Source organism: Shewanella sp. ISS20, assembly GCF_056522965.1.
On record NZ_JAWRZK010000001.1, the window covers coordinates 2,659,742 to 2,673,369 of the forward strand.

A 13,628-nucleotide genomic window follows, 5' to 3' on the forward strand; every position below is an offset into this window, starting at 1 on the left:
TATAAAAGTGCAAAATCATAGAATTATGTATTAAATTTCTTGCCATTAACTCGTTAGTTTCACATTGCAATCATGACGAGCTTATCTTTCAGATCATACAAAATAATTCAATATTGTGATTTTCATATCGCTAGCTTTAGCTAATTTGGAGGAATAATTCGATCTCAATAGCATGGCTAATGTAGCAACCACGAATAAGTGTTATTACTTGCAAGCTGACTATCTCTTCAAAATTAAAAAGAACATTGATTATAATCCGTCCGCCCCTTTCACACTATTGTTTGTTCTTAATACCCCCTACTATCAGTAGCACCTGAGGTATACTGCCCGCCAATTTACGATGATGTTAGCTGGTTGCCGCAATGCGATTGAATCGCCGAAATAATTTAAGTTGCGCCGCTGACCCCCTTAGCCGTTGAGCCTAGTAATGCCTAACCATGACGCTTCCCCCGCTTTAAAACGCCAACAAAACAAGATATTTATCATAGGTTTGCCGCGTACTGGCACCACTAGCGTGAGTGTGGCCTTGCTTGAACATGGCCTTAAGGTCGCGCATATGGCGTTTACTCAGCACTGCGTGCTGCAAGCTGATGCTATATCCGATGTACCTATGTTCAGTGATTATCGCCAGCTCGATAAGCTGTTTGCTGGGGCTAAGTTTGTGTATTTAGAGCGGCCGCTGTCATTATGGGTACCATCGATGCAGATGTTGCTGGGTAAAATGCTGCCGCATCTTGATGGTAATACCGGTAAATTTCACTCGATCATGAAGCGCAGTTTTAACCAGACTTTTTTATTAGATAGCGTAAAGGATGCCGCTGATGCACAGCACCTTGAGCGCTGCTACCTCAGCCATCAAGAGCAAGTGCTGAGCTATTTTGCAGGTCGCGATGATTTATTACGGCTAGATATCAGTGCGTCGGGCAGTTTATCGCAATTGCTGGACTTTATTGGCCAAGGGCCAAACAGTGAATCACCGCTACCGCTGCTCGATTTCCCTAAGCTTAATTGCGGCACAGATGTGGCAGGCTGGGGCGAATATCAGCACCCCAATAAAATCAGTAGTCATGCCGCAGGACCCATGCATCGCAAGTATTTTGATTACGAGGTCTAAGGGCGTCAGTTTTACGGCCATGAGTTGTTTATTAGCTTTATTTCTTTTTGCGGCGTTTAACGACGGTTAGCCAGTCTAAGCTCATGCCTGATATCGCGTTAAAGCCGCGGATTCTGAACACAATTTTAAGTAGTTGCGGCCTTGGCCTAACTTTAGGTTCAACTGAGCGCGGCACAAACCACAGCACGACTAAGCCGCGCAATAAGCCCGACACTAAAAACACCACAAAAATGGGGCTACTGAGCCAAGTGCCCCAACCTGTCCACTGCAAAAAATCCGCGGCATAGCTTGCAATAGCGCCGCCAGCCATGGCGCCAATAAACACTAAACCAGCACTCAGCGCCGCTTGCAGGGCGGCGTAGGTAGCAAAGTCACTGCGAAATGGGCGAATGTCATAGAGATAATTGGCCGTGCTTAAGGTAAAGCCGCTCCAGGCTAAGCCAGAAAACGCCTGCACGACTAAGATGTAGCCATAGTTGTCTGAAAACAGCCACAACACAGGTAAGCTTGGAATTAAGCTACTGGTAATTATCATCACTAAGCGATTGCCATAACAATCACTAAAGCGCCCCCAAAAACGTAAAGTCACAAACTGAGTTACCACAGAAGCAACGCTCGCCATCACAAACTCAAAGTAAGTAAACTGCAAATCTTCCAGCATATACACGGCAAAAAATGGCGCCGAAATGGCCACCATGCACTGCATACCCGCCACAAATAAGCTGTAGTGGCGAAAGGTCTTATCTCGCCAAGCCCCGCCAAAATTCACTAAGGTTTGCACAAATACGCCTTTAACCTTGGGAATTCTGGCGACTGGGTCGTGCATTTGCCATAGCAACCACGCCGAAACTAAGCGGCCAATGGCGGCAATAGCAAACAATAAACTAAAGCCGAGCCACGCCATCTTGATGCCATCGGTTTGGGTCAATATTAACCCGCCACCAAAGAACACACTTAATGAGGCCATCATAGTTAAGCGAGTACGGGCGGCAAAAAATGCGCCGCGGCGCCGCTCTGGCACAATCGAGCCCATCCACGCACGCCAATGGGGCTGAATAAGGTTGATAAAGCCATGATAAAAAACCGCTAAGGCAATAAATATCCATACCGCATGTTCAGGCTCAAACGCGGCGACTGCGCCCATGGCTAGCACCACCAGCGCTTGTAGTGCTGCGCAGGCGACAATAAAGTGTTTGCGAGAAAAGTGACTGGCGAGCCACACAGACAATAACTGAGCTATGGCGCCAAATAATTGCGGCAGGCCAGTGACCCAGCCCATTTGCGCTAAGCTAGCCCCCAAAAAAATTGCGTAGGCATTAAAGAAGTTGTCGCTGGTTGCCGTCATGGTCGATGACGCTACCGCCTCTTGTTGTGAGCGACGTAAGGTTAAGCGCAGCCATAGTTTTCGCAGGCAGCGATTAAAATTGGTCTCTGCTGTGGGGGGATTTAGCAGCTCAGCCCCTGACTCCATTTCTTTCCCTGTCACCTGTGGACCACTGATTTTTTTGATTATTATCGAGCAATTATCATACAAAGCTCGTTTTTCATCCAGCCCTGTTTCGTCCTAGTTAAGTCCTAGTTAAGCCCATGACTTTAAGCGTGACAGCGATCACGATTTTGACCACATTTAGCTGCACAAAACTCAATAACTGCCTACAGTTCTGCCATCGAAACGATTGCGCAAACGGTTCGCTTGGGTTTTATCAGGATGACAACGCAAAACGAGTCTCCAGGATTAACCAGCCATAGCCGCCAGTGCTGACTTAACGTTGTGGTGAACTAATGAAAAAAACAACCCTACTCAACCCTGCTTTATCAGCCTTGGTGGCCCAGTGCGGTCATTTTGATGAAATTACCCTGTGTGATGCTGGCCTGCCTATTCCTAGCCATGTTGAGCGCATTGATATGGCGTTATCCCCAGGGGTACCGGATTTAGTGGCTTGTATTGATGCCATGTTATCTGAGCTGCAATTGCAATCGGTGACTCTCGCCACTGAAATCATTAATATAAATCCGCAAGTTCATCAGCAAATTCTGCAGCGTATCGAGCAAGAGCAAGCGCGTTGTGGGCGTCAGATTGAGATTCGCTATATCAGCCATGAAGCGTTTAAGCAGCAAAGCCATCGCAGTCGCGCCATTGTGCGAAGTGGTGAGTGTACTCCCTACGCCAATGTGATTTTTAGTTGTGGTGTGCCCTTTTAACTGACTGCCAATAAGGTCTGACAGATATGCAATCAGCCATCCTCAAATTACACAAGATAGTCAAAACCTTTCCCGGCGTTAAGGCGCTCGATGGTGCTAGCCTGCAGGTGTATCCTGGCAAAGTTATGGCACTGATGGGCGAAAATGGTGCCGGCAAATCTACCTTAATGAAGGTGCTCACCGGCATTTACACTTGTGATAGCGGCAGCATTGAATACCAAGGCCAGCCCGCGAGCTTTCAAGGGCCGCGCCAATCACAATTAGCTGGGATCAGCATCATTCATCAAGAACTTAACTTGATCCCAGAATTATCCATTGCCGAAAACATCTTCTTAGGGCGCGAGCCTTGTCACCGCTTTGGCGCCATTGATTGGCCAACCATGTACCAGCAAGCCGATCAATTACTGGCGCGTTTAGATGTGAAGCACAGCAGCCGCACGCCACTGGGACAATTAAGCTTAGGCGAGCAGCAACTCGTTGAAATTGCTAAGGCGATTTCGTTTGAGTCCAAGGTCATCATTATGGATGAGCCCACAGATGCTCTCACTGACGTGGAAACCTTAAGCCTGTTTAAAGTGATTAAGGAGCTCAAAGAGCAAGGCTGCGGTATCGTTTATATCTCTCATCGCCTCAAAGAAATTTTCACCATCTGTGATGATGTCACTGTACTGCGTGATGGTCAGTTTGTTGCTGAGCGCAGCATTCAAGACTTAAACGAAGACGCCATGATTGAACTCATGGTGGGTCGCAAGCTCGATGAGCAATATCCTTATCAAGATCATCGCACCGCAAACACTTGCCTCGAATTACAAGATTTTTGCGCGGTTGATACTGCGCCAGTGAGCTTTAGCCTTAAACAAGGTGAGTTACTTGGGGTAGCAGGTTTAATGGGCGCTGGGCGAACAGAGCTAATGAAGCTGATTTTTGGTGCTATAGCGCACCACTCAGGCAGCATTTTACTCAATGGTCAAAAACTTACGATTAAGTCGAGCCAAGATGCCCTAGCCCAAGGCATAGCTTACATTTCTGAAGACAGAAAAGGCGATGGTTTACTGCTGGAGCTTTCGGTTAAAGAAAACATGTCCATCAGCTGCCTGAAAGAGCTATCGCAGTTTGGTCAAATTCAGCATCAACGCGAGCAAGAGCAAGTCGCCGAGTTTATTCAAGCCTTTAATATTAAAACCCCCACTCAAGAGCAAGCCATTGGCCTGTTATCTGGCGGCAATCAGCAAAAGGTGGCGATTGCTAAAGGCTTAATGACTCAGCCTAAAGTGCTGATCTTAGATGAGCCGACCCGCGGCGTGGATGTTGGCGCCCGCAAAGAAATTTACCAACTGATTAATCAATGTAAAGCCCAAGGGCTGGCGGTGATCATGGTGTCATCGGACATGCCAGAACTGCTGGGGCTGAGCGATCGTATTTTAGTCATGCACCAAGGTCAGATCAGCGCTGAATTTGAGCGTCATCAAGCTGGCCAAGAACAAATCCTTGCCGCTGCCGTCGGCAAATACCACACTGAGGAAACGCTATGAAGTCTGTAAGCACTTGTCCTACGGCCGCGCCATCGCTACAAAGCGCTCGCATTAAAACCTGGATGATTGAACAAAAATCGCTACTGGCGCTGATGCTGTTAATCGCGCTGGTATCTATGCTCAATCCGCATTTTTTCAGTGTTGATAACCTGCTTAATATTCTGCGTCAAACCTCAGTGAACGCCATCATAGCCGTTGGCATGACCTTAGTTATTTTAACGGCGGGCATAGACTTAAGTGTGGGCTCAGTTTTAGCCTTATGCGGCGCGCTCGCAGCCACCTTAATTGGCATGGAAGTGCCTGTATTAGTGGCTGTGCCAACCGCATTAGTGGCGGGCGCAACCTTAGGCGCGATTAGCGGCATTATTATTGCCAAAGGCAAGGTACAAGCCTTTATCGCGACCTTAGTGACTATGACACTGCTGCGCGGCGTCACTATGGTGTACACCGACGGTCGTCCAGTTTCTACTGGCTTTACCGATGTGGCCGATCAGTTTGCTTGGTTTGGTACTGGCTCTGCCCTTGGCATTCCTGTGCCGGTATGGCTGATGGTGATGGTGTTTGCATCTATCTGGTATCTGTTAAACCACACCCGTTTTGGCCGCTACATTTATGCCGTTGGTGGCAATGAAGCCGCAGCTAAGCTTTCTGGCATAAATGTGGATCGCGTAAAAATTGGCGTCTATGCCTTGTGCGGCACCTTATCAGCGCTAGCTGCAATTATCGTAACCTCACGCTTATCTTCAGCGCAGCCGACTGCCGGTATGGGTTATGAGCTCGATGCCATTGCCGCAGTAGTATTAGGCGGCACTAGCCTTGCGGGCGGTAAAGGTCGCATCATGGGCACCTTAGTGGGCGCCTTGATCATCGGCTTCTTAAACAATGCCTTAAACCTACTTGATGTCTCTTCTTACTACCAAATGATAGTCAAGGCCAGTGTAATTTTGCTGGCGGTGATGGTCGATAACAAACATAAATAATAAGGGTATCCCAATGAAATCATTACAACTTGCCATTAAAGCTAGCTTGCTTGGTCTGTCGTTAACTTTGGCCAATAACGCCTTAGCACAAGATACCTTGGCTATGGTGGTATCGACCCTCAATAACCCTTTCTTTGTGACCATGAAGCAAGGCGCTGAAGCCAAAGCGCAGGAACTCGGTTACCGCTTGATAGTGTTAGATTCGCAAAATGATCCGAGCAAAGAATTAGCCAACGTGGAAGATTTAACCATACGTGGCGTTAAGGCGATTCTTATCAATCCAACCGATTCAGATGCTGTGACTAACGCCATTCGTCTGGCCAATAACAGCAATATTCCTGTCATGACCTTAGATAGAGGCGCAAGTCGCGGCGCGATAGCAAGCCACATAGCGTCAGACAATATTGCAGGCGGTAAGTTAGCGGCGCAGTTTATTGCAGAGCGCTTAGGCGCCGATGCCAAAATCATTCAGTTAGAAGGTATTGCAGGAACGTCTGCAGCGCGCGAGCGCGGCCAAGGTTTTGCTGAAGGCGCACAAGCCCATAACCTCACGATTCTTGCCAGTCAGCCAGCGGACTTTGATCGCACTAAAGGCATGAACGTGTTGGAAAACTTATTAATTGCCAATCAAAGCGCCAATGCTGTATTTGCCCAAAATGATGAAATGGCCTTAGGTGCGGTGCGCGCAGCCCAAGCCGCCGGCAAAGAGTTACTGATAGTCGGTTTTGATGGCACAGATGAAGGCATTGCCGTCGTTAAGCGTAAGCGTTTAGGCGCTACCATTGCCCAGCAGCCAGAGCTTATTGGTGCCTTAGGGGTTGAATCCGCCCATAAGTTACTGCAAGGCCAAAGCGTTGAAGCCTTTATTCCCGTGCCATTAAAAGTTATCAGTCAATAATGAAGGAAAGCCCTATGAGTAAGCTTGTTGTCTTAGGTAGTGTTAACGCTGACCATGTGGTGCAAGTACCGAGTTTCCCGCGCCCAGGTGAAACCTTAACGGCGAGCGGTTATCAAGTGATTGCTGGCGGTAAAGGCGCTAACCAAGCAGTTGCCGCTGCGCGCTTAGGGGCCGATGTCGCCTTTATTGCTTGCGTGGGTGATGATGACTTTGGCGCGCGCATGCATAAAGAATATCAAGCCTTAGGCATGGATGTGTCTGGCCTTATGACAGCGCCAGACATGACCACAGGTGTGGCTATGATCCAAGTGGCAGACAGTGGCGAGAACAGCATTTGTATCGCCCAAGGTGCCAATGCCGCATTAACGCCAGCGCGTCTAGCGCCGCATTTAGGCTTAATATCAAACGCTGATACTTTACTGATGCAGTTAGAAACGCCGCTAGATACCATTTTTATGGCGGCATCAGCCGCTAAAGATGCTGGCACCTTAGTGGTACTAAACCCAGCGCCAGCGATGGAATTGAGTGACGAATTATTAGCAAAAGTTGATATCATCACCCCCAATGAAACCGAAGCAGAGTTACTCACCGGCATTAAGGTTGAAAATCTTGAGCACGCAGCCTTAGCTGCCGCCCACTTACATGCTAAAGGCATAGCGACCGTCATGATTACTTTAGGTAGCCAAGGCGTGTTTTTAAGTGAGCGCGGCGAAGGCCAACAAATTGCTGGCTTTACAGTGGAAGTAAAAGACACTACCGCCGCGGGCGATACTTTTAACGCTGGCGTACTCACGGGCTTACAGCAAGGCATGACGTTGCCTGATGCCATAGTGTTTGCCCACGGCGCAGCCGCTATCAGCGTGAGCCGTTTTGGCGCTCAAACATCAATCCCAGTGCGCAGCGAAGTGGATGCTTTTTTAGCGACTCATAGCCGTTAATTTGGTTCTTATGTGAGCTCATTTAGGTACTTATCTCAGTTAAATTTTGCCTGAGTGGCTTAAATGAGCTTCAGCTGCCGCTTACGGCAACTCGATTTTTAGGACAATTAAGCACGCCCATGACCACCATTAAAGACATAGCTAAGCTCGCGCAAGTATCCACCTCGACTGTCAGTCACGTGCTCAATAACACGCGCTTTGTGAGCGATGAAGTTAAAGAGCGAGTGCAGGCGGCCGTTAAGGAGCTCAACTATGCACCCTCGGCACTGGCGCGCAGCTTAAAGACCAAACATACCCGCACCTTTGGCATGCTAGTGACCACCTCCACTAACCCTTTTTTCGCCGAAGTAGTTAAAGGTGTGGAGTCCCATTGTTATCAGCATGGCTACAGCCTAATGCTGTGCAATACCGAAGGCGATGCCGAGCGCATTCGTTTTAACTTATCAACCTTACTGCAAAAACAAGTGGATGGCTTATTGCTGATGTGCAGTGAAGCCGAAGCGCAAGCGTTTGCGCAGCTTAGTAGCCAGCCTAACTTACCAACTGTGGTGATGGATTGGGGACCGACGAATTTTCAGTGCGATAAGATTCAAGATAACTCCCGCCAAGGCGGTTATTTAGCGACGCGCTATTTGATTGAGCAAGGCCATCAACACATAGGTTGCGTCACTGGCCCGCTTGATAAGTTACCAGCGCAGCAACGTTTAGCCGGCTTTATGGATGCCATGAACGAGGCCAAACTCAGCATCAAACCTGAATGGCAAGTCAGCGGTAATTTTGAATGTGATGGCGGCGCTGCCGCTTTTGCCGATTTAATCCAAGCGCCAAACCTGCCTACTGCCATGTTTGTAGGTAACGACATGATGGCCATGGGCTTTATGCACGCCGCCTATAATGCTGGCCTTAACATTCCAGAGCAGTTATCTGTGATTGGTTATGATGACATTGAGCTAGCGCGCTACTTAACCCCAGCGCTAACCACAATCCACCAGCCAAAGCAGCAATTAGGCCACACAGCCGTTGAAGTATTACTGGCGCGCTTAGATAACCCAGGCAGCAGCAAGACCATACAGCTAGAACCTAGCTTAGTGGTCAGGGATTCAGTTAAAAAGATAAACCCATAAGCGCTTACCTTTTTACCTATTGCGACACGACTCTTGCTAATTCCAAAGCCTTAGAAATTCCAGAGCTTTAGTTAAATCAGCGCCTTAGAAATACCAAAGCAAATTAAGATTGGCGTAGGCTTGGCGGCCTTGCCATTCTTGATATCCTACCTCAGAGCGCACCGCCCATTGCTGGCCATAAGTGAGTGATGGCAAGTTAAGCTGCCACTTAAGACTCACCTGCGCGCGCGCATCTATGGCTTTATCGGTTTGCCACAAGTACTGCGCAGACAACCACCATTTATCTAAATTGCTTTGTTCAAACACTAGGCCCGCTTCAGCGCCAAGACCTAAACTCATGGCAGCATCTAATATCGGCGCACTATTGATTTCGCCGCTGGCTAAAACATAAGTGTGCAATCCGCGCGGGTCACCAAAGGCTTTACCGTAACCGCCTTGGGTAAAATAACGATTCTGCCGACCATCATCTAGCACTTGCCTGTCAGTGCCCACACGCACATTCCACGCCCATGAATCAAACAGGCTATTAGATGGTGCTAGCGACATGGCATCGAACAAATACAAGCGGTTAAGCTGCAACTTAGCGCGCTCATCAAGTCCTAATTCAACATCTAAGAAGCTAATTTGCGCGCCCGGCACAAAGCCTAAAGGATTATCGATTAAGTCGTGATAGGCGCCGCGCCACTGCCACGTTAGCGCCTGCGAATCGCCATAACTAGCAACTCCCATTCCTGCGCGCATTGAGCCGTGACTATCGGTTGGTGAGCCATCAGGAACAGCCACAGCCGTAAAGGGAGATGGCGCATCTACTAAACTGCGCTGACGCAATAAGGCCGAGAGCTTAGGCGCTGTGGTGTCTCTATCGAGCCCGTCATTATAAAAGCGAAAATTTAGCATCTCGTAAGCCATTTCTAATAACTTGGCTTGCTCATCAAGGCCAATGCCTGAGGCTTGTTCTTCTGTGCTTAGTTTTTCGGAGCTTAGTTTTTCAGTGCTTTGATTTTCATAGATGGGTTTCTCAGAGAGTGTTGGCTCTGATATTGATTGTTCAGAAATTGCTTGTTCAGAAACTGGCGGCTTAGACGCAGCAACCAAGGTTTCAATGCTGAGCTCATCACGGCTAATCGCGAGCGCTTGTTTAAGCTCAGTCTCAGTTAATTGACCGGCATAATGATGTAAACGCGTACCAAAGGCGGGGCGATATTGCGGCGTTTGCAACAGTCCAGCAGCAGCGAGCACATTCACTGTATCGGCAGGGATAGCATGCAGCGGAAACTCTTGGGTAAATTGCCACTCTTCCCGCGCTAGTTGCAGTACAGAAAGTAGCTGATACGAGCAATTTTCATCGAGAAAATAATACTCAAACGAGGCGTTTTGCAACTCCCACAAGTGCATCAAGATAAAGTGAACTTCAGTCTCACTGAGGTTAAGTTGATATTCCCACATGTCGCGCGATTCAAAGTCGTTGTATTCACGCACTTTGCGATAATAAGGCATCAAGGAAAACGCGGCCTGATAATCCCCTACTAAGCCGCGGTAGGCGTACATCATGGCATTATCGTTTTCGTTGGCATTGGCCGCGAAGTTAATAGCAAACGCCACCAGCTCGCGATGGCGAGTCTGATCTTTAGCATCAATGCGCAGCAAAGTATGGCCAAACATGGATGAGGGGTTATTCATAAAGGCAGTAGGGAAAACTAACGTCATGGCGGCGGGATCAATGATCTTAAGCCACTCGTCACGCTCACCACACACAGGTGCTTGCCACTCATTAAAACCTTGAGTCTGTAACCACTGAAAACGCGCAGGATACAGGCAAGTTTGCACAAACTCACCGCTTGCTTGCTCAGCACTAAATGTTGATATCGTAGCGGCAAGCTCCGCATTCGGGTCATTTTTACCGCTTGGCGCTAAAAAGAAGCGACCCGCATCAATTTGGCTCTGCCAGCTTTCACCTTGCTTTACATAATGGCCAAGCTTGAGCCAAGTGGGCGATTGCGCCAAAGAAGACAAGTCAGCATTGGCATAACTTGGGGCGCAGAATAACAGCAGGACAGCACAGGCGTTGATAGCAGTTCGAGACAAGGTCAAAATTTCCTAAAAAAAAGTCAGCCATTGCTGACTGACTTTTTCGAAACAAAATAGCAATTAAGCTATGGTGTAAGCAGCCAGTTCGCTGTTAGCAACTACTTGATTCAGGTTGGTCATAACCACTTCTGAATTAACGTCTAAGTCAGTGAAAATCACTGCGTAGTTTTGCTTAACCATAGCGTTGAAGCTGGCTTTGTCAGCCTCGTTAATGCCCCAAACTTCAGTCAGAGTAGCTAAGGTTTCACCATTGCCGCGAGCGATGTCACGAGCCAGATTGTCCATGTTGCCGTCGATGAAAGTAGTTAAACGTGCGCGTGAAGTGATAGCGCCGCTTGCTTGACAACCTAAAGTACCAAAAGTGATACCAAAGCTTTGGTTGCCAGAAATACCGTTGGTGGTGGCGCCTAATACTTTAGGAGCAACGCCTGATTTTCCCTCGAATAACATAGAACCGAAACCACAACCGATATCTTGATCAGCCATTACTTGCGAGGCTGGTAACATGGCGATTAATAAGCTTGCGATTGATAATGTTTTTTTCATCATTCATTCCTTAATTTTTTGTTATTCAAAGACAGCTCTGCGCTATGCCACTTCATTATTTACATGCGCCAGCCAGATTCAGCAATGACTAATGCACTACTAAGTCCGTTAGTTTAATCGCTATCGCCACTAAAGACGGAATTAAACCTAAGCGCCTTAACACTAACTGTGATTGGCTTCACAACAACTGTCTGATAATCATATAGTTAACTATTATGAATTTGTTTCATGCTCGCACAGCATGGCTTTGAATTGCGCCTCTTGCGCCAATAAACTCTGATATAAGCTAAATTGGTTGGCTGCGCGCTCTAAATTATGATTCTCTCTATGCACATGGAAATACTTATCGCCATTAAGATGATCGGTTAAGAAGCGCACGCCTATCATCAAGGGCATTATCCGCGCCCCCAGCCACAAGCTTTGGCGTTCATCAGCAGTCAATACTGGCGCCAGTGCCTGAGTATAGCCTTCGCAAATGGCAGCAAAAATATCAGGCCGTGCTACGACTTTATCGAGCGCCGTTGAATCTTCAGCTTCAGGGGAGCAAAAGGTGCGTACCATGTCACCAAAGTCATACATTAAATGACCTTTCATGCAGGTATCTAAATCAATGATCGCCATGGCGGACATGGTACGGTCATCAAAAAGCATGTTATTGATTTTGGTATCGTTATGACAAATGCGCAGCGGCAATTTAGGCTCTAAGCTTTCAAGCTCGGAAATTAAACCTGTCTGACTAAAAGCAAAATCTACCCAATGCTGGCATTGTGCTAATCTGCCTTCACTATCAGCATCAACCGCTGCTTGTAACTGCTGTAAGCGCCCAGGAAAATAGTGAAACTTAGGGATGACATCAATAATCTGATTAGCATCTAAGCCACTTAAACCAAAAGCGAAATCACCAAAGGCGCGCGCGGCTTGTTGGGCTTGCTCTGCGGTTTCGACCACTTCAACACTAGCGCTATGGCGTAAATAGCTAATGGCGCGCCAGTAGCCTTGCTCGCCTAAATCTATGGCGGCATCTTGATTGGCGGTCACGACTGGCTCAACCACTTGCAGTGGATACTGACCAGCAGATGCTTGGGCAAGCAGATGATCACTGATCTTAGTGGCGTTACCCACCAGCGCATCAGCATCGGGAAAAACTTGGGTATTTAGGCGCTGCAACACCATTTCACCTTGAGGCCAACGCACCAAAAAAGTGTCGTTGATATGGCCATTCCCTAGCGGCGAAATCTTAGCTTTCGCGTCATCAATGGCAAAATGTGGCAAGACTTGTTGCCCAATAAAATTAATCACCCCAATACTCCAATAAACTCATTTTTACTCGCTGCGCATCTTGCGGGTAAGTTATCCCGAGCCAGCGGTCTGTGGTTGGCCACACATGTAAGGCTTGGCCATTATCTATGGCGCTTTGCACTACATCGGGTAAATAACATTCAGCAGTCAGCGATAAATGCGCTTGGCTAATAAATTCGCTCAGTGCCAGGGTTAATACATTAAAAATACTTGGAGTGAATCCCCAAAAGGTCATAGAAACAGGCGTATCGGCCAACAAGGCTTGGGTGCGCCCTTGATATTGACCTACAAGCCCTGCATCACTTGTTTGGATTTGAATCCACTCTTGCACTTGCTTAAGCAAGCCGTGCTCAACCTGACAGATGCCGCGATTAACGCCGCCATGTTCAGACAAAGTATTACCTAGCTGATAACTAATCATATTCCAGCTATCGCCGCCCTGAGATAAGGCCCTTGCCATCTCATCAAAGCCTGCTTGGCCATAATAATCATCGGCAGTAATTACCGCCATTGGGCCAGTGACGGCATGTCTTGCGGCGTACAAGGCTTGGGCGGTTCCCCAAGGCTTAGTGCGCCCATCGATGCTAGTTGCCACAGGTAAATCATCAAGGCTTTGATAGACGAAAACTGTCTCGAATTCTGCTGGCAGTGAACTTAGCATTTGCGCCACTGCCGCTTCAATTTCAGGGCGAATAACAAGTACCGCGCGCGTAAAGCCAGCGCGATAAGCACTCAGCAGCGACAAGCATAATAAAGATTCGCCCTTAGGGCCTAAGGCGGCTAATTGTTTATCTCCGCCAAAACGACTGCCCAAACCGGCTGCTAATACCACTAAGGTTAAGCTTGTCGACATAAATTCTTATCCATAAAAATAAAGGCGTATGTGTACGCCAACGGGTAAATGAGG

Annotated in this window: 12 protein-coding genes; 7 read left to right on the top strand and 5 right to left on the bottom strand. The window is 47.9% G+C overall.

Annotated features, from left to right (window positions below):
• Positions 1-427: 427 nt before the first annotated feature.
• Positions 428-1,114, top strand: a complete 687-nt coding sequence (locus AC1HDP_RS12045; protein ID WP_479638955.1) for a sulfotransferase — start codon at positions 428-430, stop codon at positions 1,112-1,114.
• 37 nt (positions 1,115-1,151) lie between these two features.
• Here the strand turns inward: AC1HDP_RS12045 and AC1HDP_RS12050 are convergent, their stop codons facing one another.
• On the bottom strand, positions 1,152-2,585 hold the full coding sequence (locus AC1HDP_RS12050; protein WP_479638956.1) for an MFS transporter: 1,434 nt from the start codon (positions 2,583-2,585) through the stop codon (positions 1,152-1,154).
• Between the two features lie 311 nt (positions 2,586-2,896).
• Between AC1HDP_RS12050 and rbsD the strand changes: the two genes are divergently transcribed.
• The 6 genes from rbsD to AC1HDP_RS12080 all read left to right on the top strand — a co-directional run bounded on the left by rbsD (position 2,897) and on the right by AC1HDP_RS12080 (position 8,788).
• The gene (gene rbsD / locus AC1HDP_RS12055) at positions 2,897-3,316 is read left to right on the top strand and encodes a D-ribose pyranase (protein ID WP_479638957.1); all 420 of its coding nucleotides are present in this window, start codon (positions 2,897-2,899) and stop codon (positions 3,314-3,316) included.
• Positions 3,317-3,342: 26 nt separating this feature from the next.
• Complete coding sequence (gene rbsA / locus AC1HDP_RS12060) at positions 3,343-4,848, top strand: ribose ABC transporter ATP-binding protein RbsA (protein WP_479638958.1); 1,506 nt, start codon at positions 3,343-3,345, stop codon at positions 4,846-4,848.
• Positions 4,845-5,828: a ribose ABC transporter permease gene (rbsC, locus tag AC1HDP_RS12065; RefSeq protein WP_479638959.1), complete on the top strand. Its 984-nt coding sequence runs from the start codon at positions 4,845-4,847 to the stop codon at positions 5,826-5,828. The genes rbsA and rbsC overlap by 4 nt, the downstream gene beginning before the upstream one ends.
• Positions 5,829-5,841: 13 nt before the next feature.
• On the top strand, positions 5,842-6,726 hold the full coding sequence (gene rbsB, locus AC1HDP_RS12070; protein ID WP_479638960.1) for a ribose ABC transporter substrate-binding protein RbsB: 885 nt from the start codon (positions 5,842-5,844) through the stop codon (positions 6,724-6,726).
• Positions 6,727-6,740: 14 nt separating this feature from the next.
• Positions 6,741-7,664 (top strand): ribokinase, encoded by a 924-nt coding sequence (rbsK, locus tag AC1HDP_RS12075; protein WP_479638961.1) that lies wholly within the window; start codon positions 6,741-6,743, stop codon positions 7,662-7,664.
• 119 nt (positions 7,665-7,783) lie between these two features.
• Complete coding sequence (locus AC1HDP_RS12080) at positions 7,784-8,788, top strand: substrate-binding domain-containing protein (protein ID WP_479638962.1); 1,005 nt, start codon at positions 7,784-7,786, stop codon at positions 8,786-8,788.
• Between the two features lie 84 nt (positions 8,789-8,872).
• Here AC1HDP_RS12080 and AC1HDP_RS12085 read toward each other — a convergent pair whose 3' ends face one another.
• From AC1HDP_RS12085 to AC1HDP_RS12100, 4 genes are all read right to left on the bottom strand, one after another.
• Positions 8,873-10,873, bottom strand: a complete 2,001-nt coding sequence (locus tag AC1HDP_RS12085; protein WP_479638963.1) for an Lnb N-terminal periplasmic domain-containing protein — start codon at positions 10,871-10,873, stop codon at positions 8,873-8,875.
• Positions 10,874-10,936: 63 nt separating this feature from the next.
• On the bottom strand, positions 10,937-11,425 hold the full coding sequence (locus AC1HDP_RS12090) for a DUF3015 family protein (RefSeq protein ID WP_479638964.1): 489 nt from the start codon (positions 11,423-11,425) through the stop codon (positions 10,937-10,939).
• 210 nt (positions 11,426-11,635) lie between these two features.
• A complete protein-coding gene (locus tag AC1HDP_RS12095) occupies positions 11,636-12,721 on the bottom strand; it encodes a phosphotransferase enzyme family protein (protein WP_479638965.1) in 1,086 nt (361 codons plus the stop codon).
• Positions 12,714-13,574 carry an NTP transferase domain-containing protein gene (locus AC1HDP_RS12100; RefSeq protein WP_479638966.1) on the bottom strand — a complete coding sequence of 287 codons (861 nt, stop codon included), beginning with the start codon at positions 13,572-13,574 and terminating at the stop codon, positions 12,714-12,716. Before AC1HDP_RS12100 ends, AC1HDP_RS12095 begins: the two co-directional genes overlap by 8 nt.
• Positions 13,575-13,628 lie beyond the last annotated feature (54 nt).